22 protein-coding genes are annotated in these 26,974 nt (G+C 71.2%); 10 read left to right on the top strand and 12 right to left on the bottom strand.

The annotated features are described in order from the left end of the window. The first annotated feature begins 149 nt into the window (after positions 1-149). The 4 genes from dpgA to OHA21_RS17870 all read left to right on the top strand — a co-directional run bounded on the left by dpgA (position 150) and on the right by OHA21_RS17870 (position 4,913). Positions 150-1,295 carry a 3,5-dihydroxyphenylacetyl-CoA synthase DpgA gene (gene dpgA, locus OHA21_RS17885; protein ID WP_328475183.1) on the top strand — a complete coding sequence of 382 codons (1,146 nt, stop codon included), beginning with the start codon at positions 150-152 and terminating at the stop codon, positions 1,293-1,295. Continuing rightward, complete coding sequence (locus OHA21_RS17880) at positions 1,292-2,734, top strand: cytochrome b5 domain-containing protein (protein WP_328475182.1); 1,443 nt, start codon at positions 1,292-1,294, stop codon at positions 2,732-2,734. Before dpgA ends, OHA21_RS17880 begins: the two co-directional genes overlap by 4 nt. Position 2,735: 1 nt before the next feature. Continuing rightward, positions 2,736-4,208, top strand: a complete 1,473-nt coding sequence (locus OHA21_RS17875) for a fatty acid desaturase (RefSeq protein WP_328475181.1) — start codon at positions 2,736-2,738, stop codon at positions 4,206-4,208. Positions 4,209-4,304: 96 nt separating this feature from the next. Beyond that, a complete protein-coding gene (locus tag OHA21_RS17870) occupies positions 4,305-4,913 on the top strand; it encodes a hypothetical protein (RefSeq protein ID WP_328475180.1) in 609 nt (202 codons plus the stop codon). A 33-nt stretch (positions 4,914-4,946) separates the two neighbouring features. Here OHA21_RS17870 and OHA21_RS17865 read toward each other — a convergent pair whose 3' ends face one another. Together OHA21_RS17865 and OHA21_RS17860 are read right to left on the bottom strand one after the other, a co-directional pair. Continuing rightward, complete coding sequence (locus OHA21_RS17865) at positions 4,947-5,627, bottom strand: response regulator transcription factor (RefSeq protein ID WP_328475179.1); 681 nt, start codon at positions 5,625-5,627, stop codon at positions 4,947-4,949. Further along, positions 5,624-6,844 (bottom strand): sensor histidine kinase, encoded by a 1,221-nt coding sequence (locus tag OHA21_RS17860; protein WP_328475178.1) that lies wholly within the window; start codon positions 6,842-6,844, stop codon positions 5,624-5,626. Before OHA21_RS17860 ends, OHA21_RS17865 begins: the two co-directional genes overlap by 4 nt. Before the next feature lie 162 nt (positions 6,845-7,006). On the opposite strand from OHA21_RS17860, the gene OHA21_RS17855 reads away from it, so the two are divergent. After that, positions 7,007-9,205, top strand: coding sequence for an MMPL family transporter (locus OHA21_RS17855; protein ID WP_328475177.1), 2,199 nt, complete (start codon positions 7,007-7,009; stop codon positions 9,203-9,205). A 150-nt stretch (positions 9,206-9,355) separates the two neighbouring features. Here the strand turns inward: OHA21_RS17855 and OHA21_RS17850 are convergent, their stop codons facing one another. The 7 genes from OHA21_RS17850 to OHA21_RS17820 form a co-directional block, all read right to left on the bottom strand. Continuing rightward, on the bottom strand, positions 9,356-10,078 hold the full coding sequence (locus tag OHA21_RS17850; protein WP_328475176.1) for a hypothetical protein: 723 nt from the start codon (positions 10,076-10,078) through the stop codon (positions 9,356-9,358). Between the two features lie 170 nt (positions 10,079-10,248). After that, the gene (locus tag OHA21_RS17845; RefSeq protein ID WP_328475175.1) at positions 10,249-11,079 is read right to left on the bottom strand and encodes an SDR family oxidoreductase; all 831 of its coding nucleotides are present in this window, start codon (positions 11,077-11,079) and stop codon (positions 10,249-10,251) included. After that, on the bottom strand, positions 11,076-12,563 hold the full coding sequence (locus tag OHA21_RS17840) for a class I adenylate-forming enzyme family protein (RefSeq protein WP_328475174.1): 1,488 nt from the start codon (positions 12,561-12,563) through the stop codon (positions 11,076-11,078). The genes OHA21_RS17845 and OHA21_RS17840 overlap by 4 nt, the downstream gene beginning before the upstream one ends. Beyond that, positions 12,560-13,540: an acyl-CoA dehydrogenase family protein gene (locus OHA21_RS17835; protein ID WP_328475173.1), complete on the bottom strand. Its 981-nt coding sequence runs from the start codon at positions 13,538-13,540 to the stop codon at positions 12,560-12,562. The genes OHA21_RS17840 and OHA21_RS17835 overlap by 4 nt, the downstream gene beginning before the upstream one ends. Then, a complete protein-coding gene (locus tag OHA21_RS17830; RefSeq protein ID WP_328475172.1) occupies positions 13,537-14,718 on the bottom strand; it encodes an acyl-CoA dehydrogenase family protein in 1,182 nt (393 codons plus the stop codon). Before OHA21_RS17830 ends, OHA21_RS17835 begins: the two co-directional genes overlap by 4 nt. A 15-nt stretch (positions 14,719-14,733) precedes the next feature. Then, a complete protein-coding gene (locus OHA21_RS17825; protein ID WP_328475171.1) occupies positions 14,734-16,314 on the bottom strand; it encodes a succinic semialdehyde dehydrogenase in 1,581 nt (526 codons plus the stop codon). Further along, entirely contained in the window at positions 16,311-17,657 is a 1,347-nt protein-coding gene (locus OHA21_RS17820) for a cytochrome P450 (RefSeq protein WP_328475170.1), read from the bottom strand. Before OHA21_RS17820 ends, OHA21_RS17825 begins: the two co-directional genes overlap by 4 nt. A gap of 97 nt (positions 17,658-17,754) precedes the next feature. Here OHA21_RS17820 and OHA21_RS17815 point away from each other — a divergent pair, with 97 nt between their 5' ends. Continuing rightward, positions 17,755-18,366 carry a TetR/AcrR family transcriptional regulator gene (locus OHA21_RS17815; protein ID WP_328475169.1) on the top strand — a complete coding sequence of 204 codons (612 nt, stop codon included), beginning with the start codon at positions 17,755-17,757 and terminating at the stop codon, positions 18,364-18,366. Here the strand turns inward: OHA21_RS17815 and OHA21_RS17810 are convergent. Further along, positions 18,357-19,385, bottom strand: coding sequence for a LacI family DNA-binding transcriptional regulator (locus OHA21_RS17810; RefSeq protein ID WP_328475168.1), 1,029 nt, complete (start codon positions 19,383-19,385; stop codon positions 18,357-18,359). The genes OHA21_RS17815 and OHA21_RS17810 overlap by 10 nt on opposite strands. A gap of 170 nt (positions 19,386-19,555) precedes the next feature. On the opposite strand from OHA21_RS17810, the gene OHA21_RS17805 reads away from it, so the two are divergent. Genes OHA21_RS17805 through OHA21_RS17790 form a run of 4 tightly spaced genes read left to right on the top strand, consistent with a single transcriptional unit; the run spans position 19,556 to position 25,584 of the window. After that, on the top strand, positions 19,556-20,836 hold the full coding sequence (locus tag OHA21_RS17805; protein WP_328475167.1) for a sugar ABC transporter substrate-binding protein: 1,281 nt from the start codon (positions 19,556-19,558) through the stop codon (positions 20,834-20,836). Next, positions 20,833-22,362, top strand: a complete 1,530-nt coding sequence (locus OHA21_RS17800; protein ID WP_328475166.1) for an ABC transporter permease subunit — start codon at positions 20,833-20,835, stop codon at positions 22,360-22,362. The genes OHA21_RS17805 and OHA21_RS17800 overlap by 4 nt, the downstream gene beginning before the upstream one ends. Before the next feature lies 1 nt (position 22,363). Continuing rightward, on the top strand, positions 22,364-23,215 hold the full coding sequence (locus OHA21_RS17795; protein WP_328475165.1) for a sugar ABC transporter permease: 852 nt from the start codon (positions 22,364-22,366) through the stop codon (positions 23,213-23,215). After that, positions 23,215-25,584, top strand: coding sequence for a glycoside hydrolase family 31 protein (locus OHA21_RS17790; RefSeq protein ID WP_328475164.1), 2,370 nt, complete (start codon positions 23,215-23,217; stop codon positions 25,582-25,584). Before OHA21_RS17795 ends, OHA21_RS17790 begins: the two co-directional genes overlap by 1 nt. Positions 25,585-25,590: 6 nt before the next feature. Here OHA21_RS17790 and OHA21_RS17785 read toward each other — a convergent pair whose 3' ends face one another. Together OHA21_RS17785 and OHA21_RS17780 are read right to left on the bottom strand one after the other, a co-directional pair. Continuing rightward, positions 25,591-25,839 carry a hypothetical protein gene (locus tag OHA21_RS17785; RefSeq protein ID WP_328475163.1) on the bottom strand — a complete coding sequence of 83 codons (249 nt, stop codon included), beginning with the start codon at positions 25,837-25,839 and terminating at the stop codon, positions 25,591-25,593. A 150-nt stretch (positions 25,840-25,989) separates the two neighbouring features. Beyond that, entirely contained in the window at positions 25,990-26,868 is an 879-nt protein-coding gene (locus OHA21_RS17780; protein ID WP_328475162.1) for a helix-turn-helix domain-containing protein, read from the bottom strand. Positions 26,869-26,974: the final 106 nt, after the last annotated feature.

Raw genomic sequence — 26,974 nt, 5'->3', positions numbered from 1 at the left:
GAGCGGAAATTGTGCCCCGGATGTTCGAGTCGCAATAGGGACAGCGAGAAACGGGACGCCCCTGCTATCGTTCCTCGCCATTGCTGGGCTCTCGCGATAAGCCATCCGAATTAGACCTAAGGACGCCTATGTCCACCCATGCAACGGAAATGCTTTCCGCCGCCGTGCCCGGGCTGGCGACCCGTCCGGCACTTGTCGCCTCGGTCGGCAGTGCCTTTCCCCGGCGCTCCTACACGCAGGACGAGATAGGCACTCTGCTCGGCCTCACCAACCGGGTCGTGCGCAAGCTGCTGAGTGCGCCGCACATCCGTACCCGGCGCCTCTTTCTGCCGGCCGAGGAGCCGGGACCGGGCGGGCGTATCCCGGTGGAGACGCCGGTGGATCTGCACCGCCGGTTCCGCGACGGCGCCCTCGAGATCGGTGCTCAGGCGATCGGGCAGGCGCTGAGCGCGGCGTCGCTCGAGGCCGGCGACGTCGACTATCTGATGTGCATCACGACCACCGGCTTCATGGTTCCGGGGCTGAGTTCGCTGCTCTCCCGCGAGCTCGGGTTCCGTCGCGACCTGCACCGCGCCGACCTGGTCGGAATGGGCTGCAACGCCGGGCTGAACGGCATGAATGCGGTCGCGCAATGGGCCGGGAACCATCCGGACAAGATCGCGCTGCTGGTCTGCTGCGAGATCAATTCGGCGATCTATGTCGCCGACGACACCCCGGGAACCGGCATCGTGAACAGCATTTTCGGCGACGGCGCGGCGGCCGCGGTGGTGACCGCCGGATCGGCTGCCGGGGCGGGTCGCGGGGTGCGCCCGCAGATTCTGGATTTCGAGAGTTTCTGCATCCCGGAACAGTGGCCGGCGATGCGGTTCGACTGGAATGCCGAACACCATAAATGGAGCTTCTTCCTCGACCGCGACATCCCGTACGTCATCGGGTTCAACGTCTATCAGCCGGTGGACCGGCTGCTCGCCCGGCACGGGCTGGAGCGGTCCGCGATCCGGCACTGGGTGATGCACACCGGCGGCGGCGCGGTGATCGACTCGATCAAGGTGAGTCTGGGGCTCGACGAGCACGACGTGCGGCACACCCGGTCGGTGCTGCGCGACTACGGCAACATCTCCAGCGGCAGCTTCCTGGTCAGCTTGGAGCGTCTGCTGGCCGAGGGCACGGCGGTCGCCGGCGACCTCGGCGTGATGATCACCATGGGGCCGGGCGCCCAGATCGAGACCGCGCTGCTGCGCTTCGTCGGCGACGAAGCCGGCCACGAAGTCAACGCCGGAGGTGATCACCGATGAGCAAGCTGCCACCGCGCCGGCCCGGCCCGCCGCACCGGCCTCCACCCCAGGGAGCGCATCCGCTCGGGCCCGACCTCGCCCTCGCCGAACGTGACCGCACCGGCCTGCCCCGCCCGTTCTGGATCGTCGACGGCGAGGCCTACGACTTCAGCGAGTGGATGGACAAGCATCCCGGCGGCGGCGCCTGGTTCGCCGAGTCGATCGGCCGGGACATCAGCGCCCTGTTCCACACCTACCACCGCGATCCGCAGCGGCTGCGCACGATCCTCGCGAAGTACCGGATCGACGACGTCGGCGCCGGGCACGTCATCCCGAACCTGGGCCTGCCCCCGTTCCTGCTGCCGGACGGCTTCGACGCGGCCACCGACCTGCCGCGCTTCGAGTTCGCCAAGCCGGGCGACCTGCGTACCGAGATCGTCCGCGAGGTCGAGAGACGGGCGCCCCGCGAACGGCTGCTGCGCTACGACCGGGTCTTCGACGCGATCAGCGTGACCGTGCTCGCCGGGCACCTCGCCGTGCTGGCCGCCCTGCTGCTCGGCGCGCTGCCCGCCTGGGCGTGCGTGCTGCTGATGGTCCTCACCCGCACGGCGCTGGCCGGCTCCGGCCACTTCTACCTGCACCGCCGCAAGCCGCGGCGCCCGGCGCGGGTGCTGAGCCCGGGGATGCTGCCCAGCACGCTGTTCGACTTCAACTACGTGGGCACGTACCTGGTCGGGGTGGACGGGCACGTCATCCTGCACCACCCGTATCTGGGCAGCGGCGCCGACATCAAGGGCGCGTTCCTCGGTGCACTGCGGAGGGTGCACCCGGCGCTGCGGATCCCCGCCTACACCGTGCTCAAGCTGGGGATGGCGCTGGGCGGCATCGCCCGGCTGGGCTTCCCGATCATCTTCGGCAGCACCCACCACGCCGGCATCCGTGCCGAGTTCTGGCTGGTCCGCGGATTCCTGGCCGCCGAGTTCGTCGCCTGCGCGGTGACCGGGCACTGGCTCGCCTGGCTGGCCCAGTTCGTGCTGACGCTGTGGTTCAACACCGTGCTGATCACCGCCAGCCACGACTTCGAGCCGGACGAGCGGGACGCCCCGGTCGACGGGCTGCCCGATCGGCTGCGCGACGACTGGGCGGCCCGGCAGATCCACCTCAGCTACGACCTGACGATCATCGGCAACAAGTGGGCCGACGTGTTCCTGTCGGCCGGGCTCAACACCCACCGGGTGCATCACACGCTGCCGTTCCAGCGTTCCGGGTTCGCCAACCTGGCGTCCGAGCCGGCGGTCCGTGCCGCCTGCGAGACGGCCGGGATGGTCTGGGAACGCCCGCGCAACCTGTTCACCGAGCGGTTCCCGGTGTTCGTGCGCACCTATCTGACCGCACCGGCCGTGAAGAAGATCGGCGCCGGACGTTACCTCGTCAACGGCTGGCGCACCGGAGAGGACTGAGATGGTCGACACCACACCGAGCAGCCCGTTCACCGGGACGGTGCTGCCGCAGGGGCCGCCGTTCTGGATCGTCGACGGGCTTGCGTACGACTTCTCCGAGTGGGCGGACACCCATCCCGGCGGCAACATCTGGTTCGAGACCACCCAGGGCCGCGACATCAGCGCGCTGTTCCACACCTATCACCGGGATCCGGCCCGGCTGCGCCGGATCCTCGCGAAGTACCGCATCGACGGGCCCACCGCGGCGGACGTGCTGCCGAAGATGGGGGTGCCGCCGTTCCTGATGGCGCCCGAGTTCGACGCGTCGAAGGATCTGCCCCGGCTGGAGTACGCCGAGCGGGGCTCACTGCTGGCCGCGATCCGTGCGAAACTCGACACGTATCTGTCCCGGCCGGCCGTACGCCGCCACGACCGGGCCTTCGATGTCGTCACCGCGCTCATCGGCGCCGCGCACGTCGGCGCGTTCGCCCTGCTGCTGGTCGGGATCATGCCGGCCTGGCTGTTCGTGGTCACGGTGGTGCTCACCCGCACCGCGCTCGCCGGCGCCGGTCATTACCACATCCACCGCAGGTCCAAGCCGGGCCGCCGCCGGTTCGCGGTGCCGTTCGGCAAGGCGCTGTTCGACGTCAACTACGTCGGCACCTGCCTGATCGGTACGGACGGACACGTGCTGCTGCACCACCCGTACCTGGGTTCCGGCGCGGACGTGAAACGCACGTTCTTCGACGGGATGCTGCGGCTGCATCCGCTGTTGCGGGTGCCCGGTTACACGCTGCACAAGTTCGGCATCCTGGTGTCCGGGCTCGGTGTGCGCGGCTACGAGGTCATCGCCAGGGAGCGCGAGCGTCACTCGTACCGTCTCGAATTCTGGCTGGTCCGGGCGTTGCTGCTGGCCGAGCTGATCGCCTGCCTGGCCACCGGTCACGTACTCGCGTGGATCGCCCAGTTCGTCATCACGCTGTGGATCAACACGTTCCTGGTGGTCGCGAGCCACGACTTCGAGGACGCCGAGGACGACGATCTCGCCGCGATCCCGGGGCACCTGCGCAACGACTGGGCGGCGCAGCAGGTGTGCCTGAGCTACGACCTCAGCGTGGTCGGCAACCGGTGGATCGACCTGTTCCTGACCGCCGGCCTGAGCCCGCACCGGGTGCACCACGTGCTGCCTTACCAGCGTTCCGGTTTCGCCAACCTGGCCTCCGAGCGTGCGGTCCGGGAGGCGTGCGAGGAGGCCGGCATCGTCTGGGAGCGCCCGCGCAACCTGCTCACCGAACGCTTCCCGGCGACCATCCGGCACTATCTGCTGGCGCCGCCCAAGCGCACCGGCGTGCCGCCCAGCCGGCCACCGGCGGACCGCACGCCGCCACCGGAGCCGCCGCAGCCCACGGTCGCCGAGGAGCGGACCGGGCCGGTGCGCGAGCTCGCCGAGTTCGGCCGTTACTGCTTCGACGGCTGGCGCGGCGTCGGCGTGTAACCGTCGCATCGACGGTATTCCATCAATACTTACTCTCGGGTAACGTGCGGGTCGCCACCCCATCCGTCAGAGAAACCACCCTCTGTGGAGGCACCCGTGCACCACCTACGCCGCACCATCATGCTCGCCACCACGGCCCTGCTCGGGGCCGCCGCCACCCTCGCGGTCGGCGCCCCGGCGCAGGCCGCGCCGATCCCGATCAACTTCAACAACGTCACCGGTACGACGCACCTGGCCAAACCGAACGTCGACGTCCCCGTCCCGACGTCGTCGGTGCAGACCCAGATCGACCTGGAGACCAACACGGTCACCGGCAGCGCCAACCTGGCCGACCTCACCGCCAAGCTGAAACTGGCCAACCTGCTCGGCGTCACCTCGACCGTGAAGATCGTCCCGGTCGGCGGGCTGACCGGCACGATCGACCTCGGCGCCTCGAAGCTGTCGACCACGACGACGTTCACGCTGCAGGTCGTCAACGTGCACGCCGACGCCGCACCGAAGATCAACCTGGTGAAGAAGGGCTGCCGCACGGCCAAGCCGTCGACGCTGACGCTGAACAACACCACCCCGGTGGACCTGTTCAAGCCGATCACCATGCAGGGCACCTACACCATCCCGCGGTTCACCGGCTGCGGCGCGCTGACGCCGCTGCTCACCCTGCTGCTGTCCGGTCCGAACAACACGATGACGCTCAACCTGCAATAGGCACCGCAACGGTGACCGCGGTCGCCCCCGCGGTCACCGTTGCGGCAGGGCGTCGCCCGGCCGGACCAGACCACACTGGTACGCGATGACCACCAGCTGGGCGCGATCCCGGACCCCCAGCTTGGTCATCGCCCGGTTCACGTGGGTCTTCGCGGTCAACGGCGAGAGGTGCAGCCGGCCGGCGATGTCGCCGTTGGACAGCCCGTGAGCGACCAGCACCAGCACCTCGCGTTCGCGTTCGGTGAGCTCGTCGAGCGCCGGTGGCGGCGGGGTCACCGGCCGCAGATGATCCAGGAACCGGCCGACCAGGGCCTGGGTGGCCCGCGGCGACAGCAGCGCCTCACCGCCGGCCACCACCCGGATCGCGTGCAGCAGATCCTCCGGCGCGACACCCTTGCCGAGGAACCCGCTCGCGCCGGCCTGCAGCGCCAGGAACACGTTGTCGTCGTTCTCGAACGTGGTCAGCACGAGCACCCGGACCCCGGCCAGGTCGTCGTCGGCGCCGATGCGCCGGGTCGCCTCCAGGCCGTCCATGTGCGGCATCCGGATGTCCATCAGGACCACGTCCGCGCGGGCCGTGCGGGCCAGGCCGAGCGCCTCGCGCCCGTCGGTGGCCTCGGCGACCACCTCGAATCCCGGCTCCGAGTCGATGATCATGCGGAAGCCGGCCCGGATCAGCGCCTGGTCGTCGGCGAGCAGCACCCGGATGGTCACGTCGGTCGCACCCGGCTGTGCAGCCCGCCACCGCAACCGAAGGCCGGCGCCGACGCGGGCGTGCCGGCCGGCAGCACCGCGTGCACCCGGAAGTCGCCGGCCACCTTCCCCGTGGTGAGCGTGCCGCCCGCGGACGCGGCGCGTTCCTGCATGCCGAGCAGCCCGTACCCGGAACCCGGCGCGGACGCGGCCGCGGGCAGCGCGTTGACCACCTCGATCTCAACCGTGCCCGGGGTATGCCGCACGGTGAGCCGGGCGGCGCCGGCGCCGTGCTTGTACGCATTCGTCAGCGCCTCCTGCACGATCCGGTACGCCGCCAGGTCGGCCACCGCCGGCAGCTGCCCCGGATCGCCGAGCTGCCGCGCCTGCACCGGGAAACCGGCGGCCTCCAGACCGGCCAGCAGGTCGGGCAGCCGCTCCAGGCCGGGCGCCGGTTCGGTGTCGGCCGGATCGTCGGCACCGCGCAGCACCCCCACCACGGACTGGATCTCGGCGAGCACGTTGTTCGACGCCTCCCGGATGTGGTGCAGCGCCGGCTCCACCTGCTCGGGCCGGCGGTGCAGCAGGTGCGCGGCCGCGCCGGCCTGCACGTTGATCACCGCGATGTGGTGCGCCACCACGTCGTGCAGCTCGCGGGCGATGCGCATCCGCTCCTCGGTGACCCGGCGGCGGGCCTCCTGCTCGCGACTCTGCTCGGCGCGGCGGGCCCGCTGCTCCACCTCGCGCACGTAGGCGCGGTGTGAGCGGGCCGCGTCACCGACCGCGGCGGCCAGGAACACCCACGCGAACACCCCGAGCACGTCGGCGCGCAACCAGACGTCGCGGTTGAGCAGCACCACCGTCAGGTACACGCTCGACGACGCGGCGACCGCGCAGGTCCAGCCGCGGCGCCGGTCGGTGTGCGCGGCGATCGAGTACGTGATGACGCCCAGCGCCACGATCAGACCCGGGTTGCGCACGTCCTGCACCACCGCGACGGCGGTGGCCGTGGTGGCGATGGCGAGCGCGAGCATCGGCCGACGGCGACGGCCCATCACCGCCACGAACGCCACCACCGCGATCAGCACGTCCCAGCCGGTCGGCCGGTGCGCGGACCCGGTCAGCGCCGCCTTGAACACCGCGGCGGCCAGCACCAGGGCGAGCACGAAATCCACCAGGAGCGGACGCTCGGCGATCACCCGCCAGCGCCCGATCAGGTGCCCGTCGGTCGTGTCCATCCCTGCCGACCCTACGCGCGGGCGTCACCCGGCGGCGTCGTCTCGTCGTGGTACCGGCCGCCCGTCGCTGTACCGCAAGCGTGGTAGCCGACTGTCCACAGCTGGACGACGACTTCCGGCGCGCGTTTGGCGAGTGTGGAGCAGTCAACGAGGGGGGAACCGATGGCAACGTACCTGTACCGGCTCGGCCGGCTCAGCTTCCACCGGCGCAAGCTGGTCCTGGCGATCTGGCTGGCCATGCTGGGGCTGCTCGGCGTCGGCGCCGCCACCCTGTCCGGGCCGACCTCCGACGACTTCACGATTCCCGGTACCGAGGCGCAGCAGGCTCAGGACCTGTTGGGCGAGCGCTTCGGCGAGTCACCGGCGGGCGGGGCGGGGGCCCGGGTGGTGTTCGCCGCCCCGGCGGGCGAGAAACTCACCGACCCGGACAACCGGGCGGCGGTCGGCCGCACGGTTGCGGCGCTGCGGACCGGGCCGCAGGTGGCCGAGGTCAGCGATCCGCTGCGGGGCACGATCAACAGCGCGGGCACGATCGCGTACGCCCAGGTCGCGTTCCGGGTGCCCGCGCCCGAAGTCGACGACGCCGACCGGGAGGCGCTGCTCGCGGCCGCGCAGACCGGCCGCGACGCCGGGCTGAGCGTGGAAGCCGGCGGTGACGCTCTGCAGACCGAGCCGGAACAGGGGCTGAGCGAGGTGATCGGCTTCGGCGTCGCCGCGGTCGTGCTCACCATCACCTTCGGCTCGCTCGTCGCGGCCGGGTTGCCGCTGCTCACCGCCTTCCTCGGGGTGGCCACCACGATGGCCGGCATCCAGCTGGCCTCCGGAATGTTCGACCTGAGCAGCAGCACGTCGACGCTGGCGCTGATGCTCGGCATCGCGGTCAGCATCGACTACGCGCTGTTCATCGTGTCCCGGTACCGCCACGAGCTGGCCCTGGGCCGCAGCGGGCCGGAGGCGGCCGGGCGCGCGGTCGGCACCGCCGGGTCCGCGGTCACCTTCGCCGGGCTCACCGTGCTCGTCGCGCTGACTGCGCTGGCCGTGGTGAACATCCCGGTGCTGACCGAGATGGGCCTGGCCGCGGCCGGCGCGGTCGCGGTGGCGGTGCTGATCGCGCTCACCCTGCTGCCGGCGCTGGTCGGATTCGCCGGGCGGCGCATCACCGGGCGTGGTGGGCAGACCCGCGACATCGAAGCGGACGGCGAACGCCCGACGCTGAGCCTGCGCTGGGCGCGGGCGATCACCCGCAGACCGGTGCTGACCACGGTCACCGCGGTCGCCGGGCTGCTGCTCATCGCCGTACCCGCGCTGGATCTGCGGTTGGGTCTTCCCGGTGACAACATGGCCGGGCCGGACACCACCCAGCGCAAGGCCTACGACCTGGTGACCGAAGGTTTCGGCGCCGGCTACAACGGGCCGCTGCTGGTCGTCGTGGACGCCGCCGGCAGCCCGGATGCGAAGGCGGCGGCGAACGCGGCGGCCGCCACGATCACCGCGCTGCCCGGGGTGGTGTCGGTCAGCCCGCCGACGTTCAACCCGGCCGGCGACACCGCGATGCTGCAGGTGATCCCGGCCAGCGCGCCGGACAGCACGCAGACCACCGACCTGGTGCACGCCATCCGCGACGCCGACGGGGGGTTGCGGGAGCGCACCGGCGCGGACCTGGCGGTGACCGGCACGACGGCGGTCACGATCGACATCGCCGCGAAGATGGGGGACGCGCTTCTGCCGTACCTTGCGGTGATCGTTGTTTTGGCCTTTCTGCTGTTGACCGTGCTGTTCCGTTCGGTGCTGGTGCCGCTGAAGGCGATCGCCGGGTTCCTGCTGTCGGTGGTGGCCACCTTCGGCGCGGTGGTGGCGGTCTTCCAGTGGGGCTGGCTGGCCGAGCTGATCGGGGTGGACCAGACCGGGCCGATCGTCAGCCTGCTGCCGGTGATCCTGATCGGCATCGTGTTCGGCCTGGCGATGGACTACGAGGTGTTCCTGGTCAGCCGGATGCGCGAGGAGCACGTGCACGGCGCGCCACCGACCCGGGCGGTGACCGTCGGCTACGCGCACGGCGCCCGGGTGGTCACCGCCGCCGCGATCATCATGATCAGCGTGTTCGCCGGGTTCGTCCTGGCGCCCGACCCGCTGATCAAGTCGATCGGGTTCGCGCTGGCCGCGGCCATCCTGCTCGACGCGTTCGTGGTCCGGATGACGATCGTGCCCGCGGTGATGGCACTGCTCGGCCGGCGCGCGTGGGCGCTGCCCGGCTGGCTGGACCGGCTGCTGCCGAACGTCGACGTGGAGGGCGAACGGCTGCGCGACGCGGTGCCGGACGAGCCGCCGGCCCTGCCCGAACCGGTCGGCGCGAGCCGGTAGCGCTTCTCCGAGCGGCTCTGCCCGGCGCCGCAGCGCGCCGGGCGAGCACGGCCTCGCGGAACGCGGCGGAGTGCGCCGCGATCGCCTGGCTCCGGGCGAACCACCGCACGATGTCCAGGTAGCGGTACCGCTGGTATCCGGCCGGCCAGGTCAGTGGGGACCTTGCGGCCCGGTCCCGGTCGGTTCGCCGGGGCTCTCGGGCTCGGAGGCGCCAAGCAGTTGGTAAGCGTGCTTGCGACGCCGAGGGGCCGCCACCCGGCATGCCAGTTCGCGCGCTTCGTCGAGCAGGTCGTCGGCCGCGGTGGTGTCGCCCGGTGACGCGTCGAGCTCCTCGATAGACCAGAACCTCAGAGTCTCTATTTTCATGACCAGCCCGTCGTCGGTGTCGGTAAGTGCGTCGACCGCCGTGCGCATCATCGTCCGGCCCTCCGTGGTACGCCCCGCGTTGAACAGGAAGTAGGCGTAGCCGCGTCGGGCGAACAGCGCGAGCGGCATGCTCTCCTTGACGGCCATGTCGACGGCATTCATCCAGATACGGTTCGCTTCATCCGGATACCCGGCCCGACTCAGGGCGTACGCCAGAACCCGCAGCTCGGAACTGATGATCTCTTTGCGGAACTGCGGGAGCAGGTTCAGGACCTGCGCGCACAACAGCCCGCGACGGCTGTTGATGGTGTCGACAAAGTCGCGCAGTGCCACGCCGTCCGGTGGGCTCAGCTGTTCGAAGTGAAGTCCATCAAGCTCGGCGATGAGCGCGGCGAGCCGAAGGCGTTCCGCCCGCCTGGCTGCGTTTCGCCGCTCAAGGACGCCGTAGACCGAGATGGCGAGCGCGAGGGCGCTGATGAACAGGGCCGCGTAATTGCCGCTGGTCATGGATCAACATTAATGGAGCTGCGCCAGCCGCTCGGCCGGCTGTGCTCTCGCGGCCGCCGTCCTGCCCTATGACCCGCGCAACCCGTTCCGGATCAACTAAAACATCCCGCCGGCGAACTGACCGGCTCAGGCCGCCGGCATCCCGCGGCCCGCAGGATGCCGGCGAGCAGTCACCCGGATCCGCGCCGGGCGCGTTCCTCGTAGGCCGCGCGGGCGGCCGGGTCGGCCCGGCTCAGCACCTTCCCGGCGTCGGAGAGCCGGTCGAGTACGGCCGTGACCCGGCGGGGCAGGGCCTGGGTGAACTTGGTGGGGCCCTGGATCCAGCGCGGCACCCACAGTTCGGCCTGCGGCTTGCGCAGCGCGAAGGCGATCACCCTGGCCACCTCGTCGGGGGTGACCGACTTGACCCCCTTGGCTGCGGGGACGCCGGCGGACAGCTCGGTCTGCACCACGGTCGGCAGGATCAGCGTGACGTCGACGCCGGAAGGTTCGAGTTCGGCGCGCATGGCCTCGCTGAACCCGACCACGGCGAATTTGGAGGCCGAGTAGGTGGCGCCGTTCGCGACCGCGAGCCGGCCGACCGCCGAGGCCACGTTGACGATGTGGCCGTGACCGCGGTCGACCATGCCGGGCGCGACCGCCTTCGTCCCGTTGATCACCCCGAACACGTTGACGTCGAAGATGGTCCGGGTGATCTGGTCGGGTTCCTTGAGCAGCGAGCCGAGCGGCATGATGCCCGCGTTGTTGATCAGCGCGTCCCACGGGCCGAGGTGGGCGACCTCGGTCAGGAACTCGCTCCAGGAGTCCGGATCGGTGACGTCCAGCCGGGCGGCGGTGACCCGGTCACCGAACGGGGCGGCGACCGAGGCCGCCAGGTCGGCGTCGAGGTCGCCGATCGCGACCGATGCGCCGAGCCGGGCCAGGTGCTGCGCGGTGGCGCGGCCGATGCCGCGCGCGCCGCCGGTGACGATCACGGCCATCCCGGCGATCCGGCGGCTCATCGGGGCTGCACCAGGGCGCGGACGGCCTTGCGGTCGAGTTTGCCGACGCTGGTCAACGGCACCGTGTCGAGCACGACGACCTCGCGCGGATACTTGTACTTCGCCATCCGGTCCTTGGCGTACTCGACGAGTTCCGCGCCGCTGACCTGCTCACCCGGCACGAGCTGCACGACGGCGACCACCTCCTCGCCGTTCTCGGTGTCCGGCCTGCCGACGCAGGCTGCGATCTGTACCGCCGGGTGCTCCAGCAGCACGTCCTCGACGTCGCGGGGGAAGACGTTGAAACCGCCCCGGATGATCAGGTCCTTCATCCGGTCGACGACGAAGAGGAAACCGTCCTCGTCGAGATGTCCGACGTCGCCGGTGTGCAGCCACCCGTCCCGGACGGTCTGCGCGGTCAGCTCCGGATCGTTCCAGTAGCCGAGCATCACGCCGGGACCGCGGACACAGATCTCGCCGTCCGTGCCGGCCTTCATCGGGTTGCCGGCGGGGTCGAGGATGGCCACCTCGGCGTGGGGGAGTGGCTTGCCGACGCTGCCGGGCCGGTGGTCGGAGAGTGACTCCGCGGAGATCACCGCGCTGGACTCGGTGCAGCCGTAGCCCTGCAGGACGGTCACGCCGAAGGTCTTCTCGGCCGCGGCGCGGATCGCGGGTGGCAGGGTGGCGCCGCCCGAGCCGAACGTCTGCAGTGAGGAGAGGTCGTAGTCGGCGTGCTGCTGGGCGAGCAGCATCTGCAGCATGGTGGGCACGACGGGACTGGATTCCAGGCGGTGTTCGGCGACCAGTTCCAGCCAGCCGACCGGGTCGAACCAGCGCTGCAACACCGAGACCAGCGGGCGCTCGGAGTGCAGGCCGGCGATGGTGACGATCAGACCGTAGGCGTGCGACAGCGGCAGCGGCAGCAGCGACCTGGTCGCGGTCGACGCCCGTGCGGTCAGCTCGAGGCCGCGCCCGGACTCCCACAGGCCGCGGTGGCTGAGCATGACGCCTTTCGCCCGTCCGGTCGTGCCGCCGGTGTAGAGCAGCGCCGCGAGGTCGTCGTCGGCGCGCGGTTCAATCCCGGCCGGTTCGCCGGTCTCGAGTTCCGCGTAGTTCTCGCCGATGACGAACGTGGTGATGTCCAGCCCGTCGGCGGCACCGCGGAACAGGGGGATCAGCTCCGGGCTGATGATCGCCGCGGTGGCGCCGGAGTCGGTGAGGATGTGCCGCAGCTCCGGCCCGCTCTGCAGGAAGATCACCGGGGTCACCACCGCGCCGGCCCGCCAGATCGCCCGGTAGGAGATGAACACCTCGGGGGTGTTCATGGTCATCACGACCACCCGGTCGCCGGGCTGCACGCCGTGCGCGCGCAGCCCTCCGGCGGCCCGGGCCGACCTGTCATGGATCTCGCCGGAGGTCAGCCATCTGCCCTCGAAGAACAGCGACTCGTAGTCGCCGTGGCGTTCGTACGCCTTCTCGGCAAGGACCGCGAGGTGGTGACTCATCGCGTTGCCTCCCTCATCGCCAGCCGGGCGACCTCGTCGAAGGCCGCCACGTCGTCGCCGAGCAGGAACCGGTCCACCTTGGCGCGCCGCCAGTACAGGTGCGCGTCGTGTTCCCAGGTGAACCCGATGCCGCCGTGCACCTGGATCACTGTCTCGGCCGCCTGTTCGAGGGTGGTGGCTGCGGCGGCTTTGGCGGCGGCTGCGGCCAGGGGCAGTTCGCCGGGCGCGCGGTCGGCGGCCCAGGCGGCCCACCAGACCAGCGAGCGCAGCTGTTCGACGGCGACGTACACGTCGACGAGCAGGTGTTTGACGGCCTGGTACGAGCCGATCGCCCGGCCGAACGCGTGGCGCTGTTTCGCGTACGCCACACCCATCTCCAGCAGGTAGGCGGCAGCCCCCAAGCCTTCGGCGGCGAGGACCGTACGGCCGACGCGCTCGGCCCGCTGCCACCGTTCGCCGGCGTCGCGCGCCAGCACCACGGTCTGGCCCAGTTCGACGTCGCCGAGACCGCGGGTCGCGTCGATCGGCTCCCGCGCGGTGACCGTGCCCGGCCCGCAGACCAGGGCGCCGTCGCGCAGCGCCAGGAAGGTGTCGGCGCCGATTGCGTCCAGCACCGGCCCGCTGTCGTCGACGACCGCGACGGCGAGACTCCCGTCGGCCAGGCCGGCCAGCCGGTCCGCGTCGCCGTCCAGCAGCACGGCGGCCCGCGCGAAGCTCACCAGTGACGGACCGGTGAGCACCCGCCCGGCCTGCTCGGCCACCACGGCGAGCTGCAGCACGCTGCCGCCGCCCCCACCGGCGCTCTCCGGCACGGTGATCGTCGCGTAGCCGCTCTTGACCAGCTCCGCGCGGCCCGGCCGGGCCGCGGCGCCGTCGTCCAGCGCCGCCCGGGCCGCGGCCGGCGACGCCGAGCCCGCCAGGAACTCACCGGCTGCGGCGGCCAGATCCAGATGCTCCTGGTCCAGGTCGAAGTTCATGCCAGGGTCTCCTTGAACGTGACGCCCTTGTCCGCACGGGGTTCGGCGGGCAGCCCGAGGACCCGCTCGCCGATGATGTTGCGCAGCACCTGGTCGCTGCCGCCCGCGATGGCCATGCCCGGCATCACCGCCTGCGCGGTCTGCCAGGGGCCGCCGCCGATGGGCGCGTCGTCGCCGAGCACGCGCACCGCGAGGTCGGTCAGGTCCCGCGCCGACTGGGTGCCGCTCAGCTTGCCCGCCGACGCCTCCGGGCCGGGGAACTCGCCGCGGCTGAGTTTCGACAGTTGCCGGTAGCCGGTGTAGCGGGCCCCGAGCGCGGCGACGAAACCGCGGCCCAGCTGCTGGCGGGCCAGCACCTGCCGGTCGGCGGTGAGCGCGCCGATGTGCTCGGCGACGTGCCGGGCCACCACCTCCGGTTTGGGTCCGACCGCCGTGCCACCGCCACCGAGCGAGAGCCGCTCGCTCATCAGCGTCGTCAGCGCCACCGTCCAGCCCTCGCCCGGCTCGCCGAGGCGTTCCGCGTCGGGGATCCGCACGTCGTCGAAGAACACCTCGTTGAAATGCGCGTCGCCGTTCATCTGCCGCAACGGCCGGACCGTGACCCCGGGCGCCTTCATGTCGACCACGAACATGGTCAGGCCGCGGTGTTTCGGAACATCCGGATCGGTACGGGTGAGCAGGATCCCGAAGTCGGCGAGGTGCGCGAGCGTCGTCCACACCTTCTGCCCGGTGATCCGCCAGCCGCCGTCGGCGTCGCGCACTGCCCGGGTGCGCAGCCCGGCCAGGTCGCTGCCGGCCTCGGGTTCACTGAACAGCTGGCACCACAGGTCGTCGGCGCGCAGCAGCCGCGTGAGGTAGCGCTGCTTCTGATCGTCGCTGCCGTGCATGATCACGGTCGGGCCGCACATGCCGATGCCGATCAGGTTGATCAGCGCGGGCAGCCCGAGCCGGGCCATCTCCTGGTCGACGATCGCCTGCTGCATCGGGGTGCCGCCGCGGCCGCCGGCCTGCTGCGGCCAGGCGACTCCGACGAAGCCGGCCTCGTACAGGGTGGCCTGCCAGGCGCGGGCCGCGTCCGGGTCGTCGCGGGGCCGTTCCCCGGACGGGTGGTGTTTCTCCAGGAAGGAGCGCACCTCGGCACGCCAGGCCGCCTCGTCGGGGGTGTCGTCGAAATCCACGCTGATTCCCTTCGCTCACCGGATACCGAGCCGCCGCAGCAGCCTGAGTTGCTTGTTGCCGAGCGCCACGAACGATTCGGTCGGCCGGCCCGGCGGTGGGCCGAGCGGGCCGAGCCGGGAGACGGCCACGGTCTGCGCGTCGGTGAACCTGCGGATCCCCTCCGCGCCGTGCCGGCGGCCCAGGCCGCTGTCCCCGCGCCCGCCCATGGGCGCCTCCACCGTGCCGATGGCCAGGCCGGCCCCGTCGTTGATGTTGACCGCGCCGGCGCGGATCCGGCGGGCCATCACCTCGGCCTCGGCGGTGTCGCTGCTGAAGATGCTGGCGGACAGGCCGTGCCGGCCGCGGTTGGCCGTGGCGATCGCGGCGGTGTCGTCGGCGGCGCGGTGCAGCGCGATGACCGGGCCGAAGGTTTCGCCGAGGCAGACGTCCATGTCGTCGGTGACGTCGGCGAGGACCGTGGGCGCGTACGCGTACGGGGCGATGTCGGGGCGGGGGCGGCCGCCGGCCAGCACGGTGGCGCCCTTGGCGACCGCGTCACGCACGTGCGCGTCGACCCGGTCGAGTTGGGCCTGGCCGGCGAGCGGGCCGATGTCATAGCCGTAGCCCAGCCCCTGGCCCAGCCGCTGCCCGCTGGTGGCGGCCAGCAGCGCCGCGGTGAACGCCTCGTACACCTCGGCGTGCACGATCACCCGTTCGATGTGGATGCACATCTGGCCGCTGTTGGCGAACGCGGCCTCGGCGGTGCCCCGCGCGGCGAGCTCCAGGTCGGCGTCGGCGCGGACGATCAGCGGGTTCTTGCCGCCGAGCTCGAGCGAGGCGCCGATGAGCCGGCGGGCGGCGCGTTCGGCCACCAGCCGGCCGGTGGCCGTGGAGCCGGTGAAGCACAGGTAGTCGACGGCGTCGACGACGGCCGTGCCGATGCTCGGCCCGTCGCCGGTGACGACCTGCCAGACCTGTTCCGGCAGGCCTGCCTCGGCCAGCAGCGCCCGCGCCCAGAGCAGGGTCAGCGGGGTCTGCTGGTCGGCCTTGCTGACGGCGGTGTTGCCGGCCAGCAGTGCGGGGATCAGGTCGCCGACGCCGAGGTAGAGCGGGTAGTTCCAGGGCGAGATGATCCCGACGACGCCTTTGGGCAGGCGCAGCTCCTTGGCGCGGGTGAGCACCGGGACGGCGGGGCGGACGGCGCGGTCCTCCAGATAGGTCTGCCCGTGCCGGGCGTAGTGGCGGGCCACGGTGCCCAGCAGCAGGACCTCCTGCCAGGCGTGCAGGCGGGCCTTGCCCATCTCCCACTGGATGAGGTCCAGCACCTCGTCCTGCCGTTCGACGAGAAGGTCATGGAAGCGGAGTACGACCTGCGCGCGGGCGCCGTACGACAGGTCGGCCCACTGCTGCTGCGCCGACCGGGCCCGCGCGGCGGCGGCGTCGACGTCCTCGGTGGTGCACGCGGGCACCTCGACGGTCGGCTGGGCGTCGAAGGGGGCGAGCGCGGTGGTCGTACCCCCGCTGCCGCCGGAGGCGGAAACCGCGACCCAGCGGCGCAGCGAGGCCAACCGGGCGTCGGTCAACCAGGCCGGCCGGTGTGCGCTGACCGCGGTCATGACAGGCGGTGGAGCACGATCGGCTGGCCGTCCTTGGGGAACGGCAGCGCGTGCTGGTCCAGCGGGGCGACGTAGCCGGGGTCGACGCTCCAGTGGTAGCCGCGCAGCAGCCGGTGCATGATCGCTTTGATCTCCAGGCCGGCGAAGTACAGGCCGATGCACTTGTGCACGCCACCGCCGAACGGCTCCCAGGCGAAGCGGTGCGAGCGGTCCTCCCGGCGGTGCGGCGCGAAGCGCTCCGGGTCGAAGACCATCGGATTGGTCCAGTACTGCTCCATCAGCTGGGTGAACTGGACGCCGACCGTGCACATGGTGTCGGCCGGGATGCGCACGCCCTGCACCACGGTGTCCTTGACGGTGTAGCGCAGCAGCACCGGCACCGGGGCCCGCAGGCGCAGCGCCTCGCGCATGACCAGGTCGATCGAGACCAGCGACTCCAGCTCGGCCATCGTCGGCGCCGGGCCGAGCGCCAGCGCCTCGGTGCGGCAGCGCTGCTGCCAGGTGGGGTGCTGGCCGAGGTACTGCAGGATCGCGGAGGTGGTGATGGTGGACGTGTCGTGCGCCGCCATCATCAGGAAGATCATGTGGTTGATGACGTCGTCGTCGGAGAACCGGGCGCCGTCGTCGGTCTCGATGTGGCAGAGCACCGAGAAGATGTCGTCGCTGAGCGTGGCCCGCTTCGCCGGCAGGTAGCCGCGCAGGAAGTTCTCCAGGACCCGCCGGCCGCGGTAGGCCCGCCCCCAGCGGGTGAACGGCACGTCGGCGCGGACCACGCCGGCGGCGGCCTGCACACAGGCGATGAACGCCTTGTTGATCCGCTGCATCTCGGCCCGGCTGGTGTCGTGCGCGCCGCCCATGAACAGGTCCGCGGCGATGTCGAGGGTGAGCTGCTTGAGCCGCCAGAACGCGGGGAACTCCTGGCCGGGCGCCCAGCCCGCCATGCCCTGCTCGATGGCCGGGTGCAGCCGGCGGGTGTAGCCCTCCAGCCGGGGCCGGGTGAACGCCTCCTGCATGATCCGCCGGTGGTCGTGATGGTCGTCGAAGTCGATGAGCATCAGACCGCGGTGGAAGAACGGGCCGACCAGCTGTGACCAGCCGGGCTCGTTGGCGAACGCCTTGTCCCGGTTCTGCAGGACCTCGCCGCAGGCGTCCGGGCCGATCAGCATCACCGAGCGCCGGCCGAGGTTGTAGGACGGGGCGACCGGTCCGTAACGCTCCCAGTGGCGCCGGTAGAACGCGACCGGGTCCCGCTGATAGTTGAAGAGGTTGCCGATCCACGGCAGACCGCGGTCGTCGCGGTGCAGATCGGCGATCTGGCGCATTTCCCGAGTTTCGGCCGTCATTGGCTCACACCTCGCGGATGGCTCGTCCGTATCGACCAGCGTGATTCGGGAAGGGCGTCCTGTCAATGTTGCGGGCGTGTTGTGGCATGGTTGCGTCATGGCGGTCCAGCAAGGTGTCTACCGGGGCGTCAGCGCCGCCGACCGGGTGGCGCAGCGCCGCACCCGGCTGCTCGCCGCCGCCCTCACGGTCTGGGCCGACCCGCGGATCCGCACCACGATGACCGCCGTCTGCGCCGAGGCGGGTCTGAGCGAGCGCTACTTCTACGAGAGTTTCACCGGGCTCGACGCGCTGCTCGAAGCGGTCATGGACACCATCGCGGCCGAGATCGAGGAGACCAGTCGCACGGCGGCCGAGGCCGCAGGCGACGATCCGGGAGCACGGGTACGCGCATCGGTGCGCGCCTTCCTGGAACTGTTGCTCGACGATCCCCGCAAGGGACGGGTGGCCATCGTGGAGTCGCTCGCCGTGCCGAAGCTGCGCCGTCGCCGCACCGCACTGCTGCGCCACCTCGCCCACCAGTCGGCGATCGAGTCGCGCAGGCTGCTCGGCTCACCCGGCCACAGCGTCACCGAGGACGAGATCGGCGGCATGTTGTTCATCGGCGGCATGGCCGAACTCATCACCGCGTGGTTGGACGGCACCCTGCGAGCCAGCACCGACGAGATCGTCGAGGCCGCGTCCCGGGCGTTGCTGGGCATCTACGGCTGACGCCCGGGCGGCGGCTCCGGCGGCGCTGCGGTGGTGCCGCGGACCACGACGTGGGTCGGCAGCGTGACGTGCAGGGAGTCGACCTGCGCCTCCTGCAGGATCCGGCGCGCGAGCTCGCCGGCGGCGAACCCCTGCTGCGTCACCGGCTGGTGCACGGTGCTCAGGTCGAACATGTCGGCGAGGTGGTGGTCGTCGATGCCGACCACCGACATCGCGTAGGGGACCGGCACACCGGCGCGGCGCAGCGTGCGCAGGGCGCCGAACGCCACCTCGTCGGAGAAGGCCACGACCGCGGTCGGCGGCTGCGGCAGGCTCAGCAGCGCGCTCATCCCCTCGACTCCGCCGTGGCTGCCCCAGCGGCGATGCACGACGTACTCGGGGCGCACGGCGAGACCGGCCTCCTCCAGGGCGCTGGTGAAGCCGCGCAGCCGGGCGCCGGGCGCGGCGTACTCGAGGCTCCACGTGCCGGTCGAGTTGATCATTGCGATCCGTTCGTGGCCGGCCCGGACGAGTTGCGCGGTGGCCTGCCGGCCGGCCGCGACGTCGTCGATGCGCACGTGCGGGTGCTCGCGCAGCGTTCCGCCGGCCATCACGACGGTGACGCCCATCAGGTCCAGCCGCCGCCGTTCGTCGTCGCTGATCGGCAGCGCAATCAGGATGAGCGCGTCCACCTGCCGGCGGGCGGGCAGTTCCTCGAAGAAGCGCCGCCGTTCCCGCTCCTCCTTGACCTCGTAGAGCATCACGTCGAGGTCGGTGCCGCGCAGGCTGGTCACGATGCCGTCGAGCATGGCCGCGTAGAACCAGTGCGCGACGTCCGGCGTCACCACCGCGACGCGGCCGCGGGCGCCGCGGGCGAGCCGGGCGGCGTCCGGCGAGACGGTGTACGACAGGTCCTCGGCGAGGCTCTTGATCCGGCGCCGGGTCTCCTCCGACACGCCGGGCGCGCCGCTCAGGGCCCGGGACACCGTCGCGATGGAGACGCCGGCGCGCTCGGCGAGGTCGGCCATGTTCAACACCACGCGAGTACGGTAGTTCACGTAAGCGTTTGCGTCGATGTTGGGACACTCGCTTCGAGCGTTTGAGCAGTTGGTAGCCGTGACAGCGGACTCAGGTATTTCGATGGTTGACAGAGGTGGTGATGCAGCCCACTCTTGGCGCGTAAACGTTTACGCGAATCGAGAGGATCGCGATGAAGCCGATACAGAGACGCTGCGCCCTGGTCGCCGCGGTCACCCTGCTGGCTGTCGCCGCCTGCTCCGACGGGCAGCCCGCTTCGCCGGCACCGACCGGCGCCGCCCCCGCGGCCAGCGGCGCGCCGGCCCGGCAGAACGCCGACCTGGTGATCTGGACCTCGGAGGTGGCGAGCCGCGCCGTGCAGCCGATCGCCGAGGACTTCGGCCGGCAGAACGGGATCACCGTGGCGGTGCAGGTGATCTCCGCCGACCTGGCCGCCAACGCGATCACCGCCAACACGGCCGGCAACGGCCCGGACGTCCTGATGCTGCCCAACGACTTCCTGGGCGGGGCGCTGCAGAACGGCGCGATCGCACCGCTGCCGCTGCGCGCCGAGGACCTCACCGCGTACGAGTCCGGCGCGCTGGCGTCGGTGACCCGCAACGGCCAGGTCTGGGCGCTGCCGTACGGCATGGAGAACCTCGTCCTCTACCGCAACACCAAGGCGGCCCCGAAAGCGCCGGCGACCGTCGAGGAACTGGTCTCTACCGGGCAGGCCGCCGTCAAGAAGGGGACGGTCGAGCGGGCGCTGTCGCTGCCGGTCGGGCAGGACGGCGACGCCTACCACATGGAGCCGTTCTTCACCTCGGCCGGCGGCTCGCTGTTCGCCATCGACGCCGACGGCCAGTACGACCCGCAGCAGGTCGGCGTCGGCACCGCGGAGTCGATCGCCGCCGCGAGCAAGATCGCCGCGCTGGGGGAGGGTGGCTCGAAGGTGCTGACCCGTTCGGTCGACGGGACGAACGCGATCGCCCAGTTCACCGACGGCAAAGCCGCCTACCTGGTCTCCGGGCCGTGGGCGCTGGCCGACATCCGCAAGTCCGGGGTGCCCTACGACATCACGCCGGTTCCGCCGTTCGCCGGCGGCGAACCGGCCTCACCGTTCCTGGCCGCCCAGGCGTTCTGGCTCATGTCGAAGGCGCGCAACCCCGCCTTCGCGCAGGAGTTCATCACCAAGACCATGAACACGCCGGAGGCGATGACGGCGATGTACACCCAGGACCCGCGCCCGCCGGTGCGCACCGACGTGCTGGCCTCGGTGTCGGCCAAGGACCCGGACATGGCGAAACTCGCCGCCGGCGCGAAGAACTCGACCCCGCTGCCGGACTTCCCGTTCATGTCGGGGGTGTGGCCGCCGCTCGGTCAGGCGTACGCCGCGATCGTCGGCGGCGCCGACCCGGCCTCGACGATGCAGAAGACCGCCAGCACCATCGAGAGTGTGGTCCCGGCTAAGTGATCGCCGTCCTGATCCGGGTGCTCTGCCTGGGGACGGCGGTCGGCACCGCCGCGGCGCTCACCCCGAGCCTGGTGTCCGGCCGGCACTACGCCGTGCTCGCCGTGGCCTGGGTGATCGTCGCGGTGCTGGTCGGCACCTACGCCACCCGCCGCCCGCTGGTCGCCAAGTACCTGGTCCCCGGCACGATCCTGCTCGTGCTGTTCACGGTCACACCGGTCCTGGCCACCCTGCAGTTGTCCACGACCAACTACGGCGACGGCACCCGCACGACCAAGCAGGAGACCATCACCCAGGTGCTGGCCACCTCCGTGGTCGAGACGCCGGATTCGCCGACGTTCCATCTCGCCGTCGCCACCACCGGGAACCCGGTCGCCGGTCCCTTCACGTTCTTCCTGGTCGACCCGGCGACCGCCGAGGCGTTCTCCGGCACCGAGGAGGGCCTGGTGCGCCTGGAGCCGGATCAGGTGACGGTCGCCGGCGGATTCGTCACCGCCGCGCCCGGCTACACGTTCCTGACCCCGAAGCAGGTCAACGACGCCGCGCCGCATCTGCGCGAGTTCGCGGTGCCGACCGAGGGCGGGGCCATCCGGTCGCGGGGGCTGCGCGAGGCGTTCGAAGGCCGTGCCGTGCTGCGCTACGACGAAGCCACCGACACCATCGTCAACACCGACACCGGCGTGCGGTACACCGTGCAGCGGCAGGGCGACCGGGAGTACTTCGTCGACGGCGGCGGCACCCGGCTGACCGACCAGTCCTGGCGGGCCGGCGTCGGGCTGGACAACTACCGCAAGGTGTTCACCGATCCGCGGATCCTCGGCAGCTTCTTAGGGATCTTCGCCTGGACGGTGGTCTTCGCGGCCGGGTCGGTGGCGCTGACCCTCGCCCTCGGGCTGGTGCTGGCGGTCACCCTCAACGACCCGCGCGTGCGCGGGCAGAAGCTCTACCGCTCGGTCCTGCTGCTGCCCTACGCCATCCCCGGGTTCATCAGCATCCTGGTGTGGTCCGGGTTCTTCAACCAGGACTTCGGGCTGATCAACGGTCTGACCGGGCTGCACGTGAACTGGCTCGGCGATCCGTTCGCGGCCAAGGCGGCGCTGCTGCTGCTGAACCTGTGGCTGGGCTTCCCGTACATGTTCCTGGTCACCACCGGCGCGCTGCAGGCGATCCCGGCGGACGTGCGCGAAGCCGCGACCATCGACGGCGCCGGCCGGCTGACCGCCTTCCGCCGGATCACGTTCCCGCTGGTGCTGGTGGCGATCGCACCGATTCTGGTGGCCGGGTTCGCGTTCAACTTCAACAACTACAACGTCGTCGAGCTGCTCACCCACGGCGGGCCGTTCACGCCCGACAACCCGAACGCCGGCGCGACCGACATCCTGATCAGCTACACCGTGCGGCTGGCCTTCGGCGCTGGCGGTGCCCAGTTCGGTTTCGCGTCCGCCATCGCCACCCTGCTGTTCGTCATCACCGGGGTGCTGGCCGCGGCCCAGTTCCGGGCCACCCGCAGTCTCGAGGAGGTGCACTGACGTGACCGTGCGCTGGTGGCGGGAGGTCGGCTGGCGCCACGTCGCCGCTCTGCTGGCCGTGGCCTTCGCCGTCGTCCCCGTGCTCTACGTCGTCTCGGCGGCGTTCAACCCGCTGGGCACCGTCGTCTCGACCAGTGTCGTTCCGACCGAGTTCAGCCTGGTGCACTTCCGGGCGCTGTTCGACGACCCGTCGCGGCCGTTCCTGCGGTGGTCGCTCAACACCGTGCTGGTGTGTGTGGCGGTCACCGGCGTACAGATCTTCTGTAGTGCGCTCTCGGCGTACGCCTTCTCCCGCTTCCGTTTCCGTGGCCGCCGTGGCGGCCAGCTCAGCCTGCTGCTGATCCAGATGTTCCCGCAGTTCCTCGCCGCGGTCGCCCTGTTCACCATGTTCACCGCGATGGGGGAGGCGATCCCGGCGCTGGGGCTCAACACGATCGCGGGATACAGCCTGGTGCTGATGGGTGGGGCGCTGGCCCAGGTCTGGCTGCTCAAGGGCTACTTCGACACCGTGCCGCGGGAGCTGGACGAGGCAGCGATCATGGACGGCGCCGGCCACGGCACCGTCTTCGTGCGCATCATCCTGCCGCTGGCCCGGCCGATCCTGGCCGTCACCGGGCTGCTCGCCTTCGTCGGCACGCTCGGCGAGTTCCTGCTCGCCTCGATCTTTCTCACCGATACCCAGCGAAAGACCCTCGCGGTCGGCCTGTACGGCATCATCGAGTCGGACCGGTCGAACAACCTCGGTGTCTTCGCGGCCGGCGCCCTGATGACCGCCCTGCCGGTGGTCCTGCTGTTCCTGTTTCTGCAGCGCTACATCGTTGGCGGGCTCACCGCCGGATCGGTCAAGAGCTGATGGGTTCCGCACAGTTTCCGTACCCGGTGCCGTCGCAGCCGGTCGCTGACGCGGCGGCCGTGGTCAGCGGCGACCGCTACCGCATCACCGTGCTCACCGACGGTCTGCTGCGCCTGGAGTACGCCGAGGACGGCGTCTTCGAGGACCGCGCGTCGACCTTCGCCGTCAACCGGCGCCTGCCGGTCCCGGACTTCCGGGTCACGGAGAGCGGTGGCCACCTGGAGATCGTCACGGCACGCATGCATCTGACGTACGACCGTGGCCCGTTCACCACCAGCGGGCTGAGCGTGGCCGTGCGCGGCGGCGTCACCGCCTACCACTCGGTGTGGCGGTACGGGCAGCCCGCGCCGACCCTCGGCGGCACCGCGCGAACCTTGGACGACGCCGACGGCGCGATTCCGCTGGAGCCGGGCGTCGTCTCGCGCAGCGGATACGCCGTGCTCGACGACTCGCAGTCGCTGCTGTTCGGCGCCGACGGCTGGGTCGCCGCGGACAACATCGGCCGCACCGACCTGTACGTGTTCGCCTACGGCCACGACTACACCGCCGCGCTGCAGGCCTTCTACGCCGTGTCCGGGCCGGTGCCGGTGCTGCCCCGCTACGCGCTGGGCAACTGGTGGAGCCGGCACCACCGGTACACCGCGGAGTCGTACCTGGCGCTGATGGCCCGGTTCCGCGACGCCGGGATCCCGTTCTCGGTCGCCGTCCTGGACATGGACTGGCACCTGGTCGACGTCGACCCGGCGCACGGCAGCGGCTGGACCGGCTACACCTGGAACCGGGAGCTGTTCCCGCAGCCGGCGAAATTCCTGGGCCGGCTGCACGACGCCGGCCTGCGCGTCACGCTGAACGTGCATCCGGCCGACGGGATCCGCGCGCACGAGCAGGCGTACCCGGCGATGGCCGCCGCCCTCGACCGCGACCCCTCGCGGGGGGAGCCGATCGCGTTCGACGTCACCGACCGGCGGTTCCTGGCCGCCTACTTCGACGTGCTGCACCGCGGCCTGGAGGCTGACGGCGTCGACTTCTGGTGGCTGGACTGGCAGTCCGGGCCGCACTCGCGGGTCGCCGGCATCGATCCGCTCTGGATGCTCAACCACTTCCACTACCTGGACAACGGGCGTGACGGGCGGCGCGCGCTCACCTTCTCCCGGTACGCCGGGCCGGGCAGCCACCGCTACCCGGTGGGCTTCTCCGGCGACACCGTCGTCTCCTGGGCCTCGCTGGCCTTCCAGCCGCACTTCACCGCCACCGCGGCCAACATCGGGTACGGCTGGTGGAGTCACGACATCGGCGGGCACTTCTTCGGGGTACGCGACGACGAGCTGGCCACCCGTTGGGTGCAGTTCGGAACGTTCTCGCCGATCATGCGGCTGCACTCGGCGAAGAACCCGTTCCTGACCAAGGAGCCGTGGGCGTTCCCGTCACACGTCGCCGAGGTGATGACGGCGTTCCTGCGGCTGCGGCACCGGCTCGTGCCGTACCTGCACACCATGAACCACCGGGCTGCCGCGGACGGCCTTCCGCTGGTGCTGCCCATGTACTACCGCGCACCCGGCGCCGACGAGGCCTACCAGGTTCCCCACCAGTACCAGTTCGGCACCGAGCTGCTGGTCGCGCCGATCACCGAACCGGCCGACCGGCGGACCGGCCTGGGCCGGGTCAGGGCCTGGCTGCCCGACGGCGTCTGGGTCGACGTGTTCACCGACCTGGTGTACGACGGTGGCCGCACGATCTACCTGCACCGCGACCTCGCCACCATTCCCGTCCTGGCCGCTGCCGGGGCGATCGTCGCGCTCGACGGTGACGCCGTGCCGGCCAACGACCTCGGCAACCCGGAGCGCGTCGAGGTGCTCGTGGTGGTCGGCGCTGACGGCGAGTTCGAGCTGATCGAGGACGGCGACGCGGTCGCCCGTACGCTCCTCCGCTACGAGCAGGAGCCCGGAACGCTGGTGGCCGGGCCGGCGCGCGGCGCGGTGGACGCCGTACCGGCCGTGCGCACCTGGACGCTGACCCTGCCGGCGTTCGCGGGCACCGATGAGCCGGTGGCCACCGTCGACGACGTGCCCGTGCCGGCGGACGTCCGTCGCGAGGGAACCCGGACCCGCATCACTGTCGAGCGGGTGCCCACCACGGCCGCCTTGACGATCGCTCTCGGCGCTCGTCCGAGGCTGCGCCGCAACGACGTCGCGGAACGGCTGTTCACCCTGTTGAACCGGGCGCAGATCGAGTACCTGACCAAGACCCGCGTGTACGAGGCCGCCACGTCCGGGCACTCGCTGCCGGTGCGCCTGTCCGTCCTGCAGGCCCTCGACCTCGACGAGGCGCTGGCCACCGCGGTCGGCGAGATCCTGACGGCCCGTCCCTGAGCACTGTCACTGCCGGCGATTGGACGGCAGCGACGTCAGGCACCGCGCCCTGATCATGACGCGGCGGCGGCCCACCTGGTGGCCGAGGGAACTGACCTCCATGCCGTCGACCTCGTACCAGAGGTCCCCGCGATACTCCACCGGGCTGTCCCAGTGGACACGTTCGACGCGTAACCGCAGCGGCCCGCTGCCGAAGCAGTAGTCGTCCTCGTCGAACTGACTCGCCGGCCGCTCAGGACCGCGGTTTCTGTCCATGGCCGTATCCCATCGTCCAGTTTGTTCGTCGCGTCCAAGGTTGTGCTCCTGCACTCGCAGAATCAAGTGCTCCTGCACGTGCATATGCACAGCGAACGGAGATATGGAAGATCGGATGGCCGGCTCCGCCGATCAGACGAGCCGGTACGGCTAAGCCGCGGCGCGGTGCGGGCCCAGCATGCCCGCGATGACCGAGGCGGCGCGGTTCGGCGGCGCGGCGCCGGCGCAGGCCCGGTCGATGGCCAGGGTGTAGTGCTCCACGTCGAGTGGCCGGTCGACATAGGTCGCGCCGGTCGGCTGCTCCAGATAGACCATGTCCGGCAGCTCCGGCTCGGCGAAACGCAGAATGGTGAACGGCAGAGCGGCCGTGGCCAGCGCGTCCGCCCGGAACGAGCCGATGTGCAACCGGATGTTGGGGACCCGGCTGGCCTCGGCCAGCACCTCCAGCTGCCGGCGCATGACCTCCGGGCCGCCGAGCTGGCGGCGCAGGGCCGCCTCGTCCACCGCCGCCCACAGCACCGCCGGGCTGGCGCCGCGCAGCACCCGCTGCCGCGCCTGGCGCAGCGAGACCCGCCGGTCGAGCTCCTCCTCGGAGCAGGCGCACGACAGCTCCAGCAACGCCCGGGTGTAGTCCGGCGTCTGCAGCAGGGCCGGGACGAAGTGCAGGTCGTAGGTGCGGATCATCGAGGCGGCCTGCTCCAGCCCGAGATACGACGTGAACCAGGGCGGCACGACATCGGACAACGGCTGCCACCAGGCGGGCGTGTTCGCCTCCCGGACCAGCGTCAGCAAGCTCTGCCGCTCGTCGCCGTCCACGCCGTAGAAGGCGAGCAGGTCGGTGACATCACGCTCCTTGAAGGGGACCCGGCCCAGCTCCATCCGGCTGATCTTGGATTCGGAGGCGCGGATGTGCCAGCCGGCGTCCTCGCGGGAGACCTGCCGGGCCAGACGGTACCGGCGCAGGCGTGCCCCCACACGCATGCGTAAGGCGGTCGGGCCGCCGCGATTGTCGGAGAATGCCTGTGTCATGAATCCCCCTCGAGCCATGATGACTCGCCATCGCCGTACCCGTCTGCACGTGCATCAAATCGTGCATCCTCACAACCGTCACCGTTCTGGCACACGAACGGGCCGA

The sequence above is a fragment of the Actinoplanes sp. NBC_00393 genome (assembly GCF_036053395.1).
GTDB lineage: Bacteria > Actinomycetota > Actinomycetes > Mycobacteriales > Micromonosporaceae > Actinoplanes.
The sequence above is the reverse complement of the archived record's forward strand: the minus strand, read 5'-3'. Positions and strand labels throughout refer to the sequence as shown.

What these genes read in the sequence shown, in the direction of transcription:
- OHA21_RS17825 (WP_328475171.1), bottom strand. Translation starts at nt 16,314, where the DNA reads ATGACCGCGGTCAGCGCACACCGGCCGGCCTGGTTGACCGACGCCCGG.
- OHA21_RS17845 (WP_328475175.1), bottom strand. Translation starts at nt 11,079, where the DNA reads ATGAGCCGCCGGATCGCCGGGATGGCCGTGATCGTCACCGGCGGCGCG.
- OHA21_RS17880 (WP_328475182.1), top strand. Translation starts at nt 1,292, where the DNA reads ATGAGCAAGCTGCCACCGCGCCGGCCCGGCCCGCCGCACCGGCCTCCA.
- OHA21_RS17855 (WP_328475177.1), top strand. Translation starts at nt 7,007, where the DNA reads ATGGCAACGTACCTGTACCGGCTCGGCCGGCTCAGCTTCCACCGGCGC.
- OHA21_RS17840 (WP_328475174.1), bottom strand. Translation starts at nt 12,563, where the DNA reads ATGAGTCACCACCTCGCGGTCCTTGCCGAGAAGGCGTACGAACGCCAC.
- OHA21_RS17790 (WP_328475164.1), top strand. Translation starts at nt 23,215, where the DNA reads ATGGGTTCCGCACAGTTTCCGTACCCGGTGCCGTCGCAGCCGGTCGCT.
- OHA21_RS17815 (WP_328475169.1), top strand. Translation starts at nt 17,755, where the DNA reads ATGGCGGTCCAGCAAGGTGTCTACCGGGGCGTCAGCGCCGCCGACCGG.
- OHA21_RS17820 (WP_328475170.1), bottom strand. Translation starts at nt 17,657, where the DNA reads ATGACGGCCGAAACTCGGGAAATGCGCCAGATCGCCGATCTGCACCGC.
- OHA21_RS17835 (WP_328475173.1), bottom strand. Translation starts at nt 13,540, where the DNA reads ATGAACTTCGACCTGGACCAGGAGCATCTGGATCTGGCCGCCGCAGCC.
- OHA21_RS17860 (WP_328475178.1), bottom strand. Translation starts at nt 6,844, where the DNA reads ATGGACACGACCGACGGGCACCTGATCGGGCGCTGGCGGGTGATCGCC.
- OHA21_RS17780 (WP_328475162.1), bottom strand. Translation starts at nt 26,868, where the DNA reads ATGACACAGGCATTCTCCGACAATCGCGGCGGCCCGACCGCCTTACGC.
- dpgA (WP_328475183.1), top strand. Translation starts at nt 150, where the DNA reads ATGCTTTCCGCCGCCGTGCCCGGGCTGGCGACCCGTCCGGCACTTGTC.
- OHA21_RS17850 (WP_328475176.1), bottom strand. Translation starts at nt 10,078, where the DNA reads ATGACCAGCGGCAATTACGCGGCCCTGTTCATCAGCGCCCTCGCGCTC.
- OHA21_RS17805 (WP_328475167.1), top strand. Translation starts at nt 19,556, where the DNA reads ATGAAGCCGATACAGAGACGCTGCGCCCTGGTCGCCGCGGTCACCCTG.
- OHA21_RS17785 (WP_328475163.1), bottom strand. Translation starts at nt 25,839, where the DNA reads ATGGACAGAAACCGCGGTCCTGAGCGGCCGGCGAGTCAGTTCGACGAG.
- OHA21_RS17875 (WP_328475181.1), top strand. Translation starts at nt 2,736, where the DNA reads ATGGTCGACACCACACCGAGCAGCCCGTTCACCGGGACGGTGCTGCCG.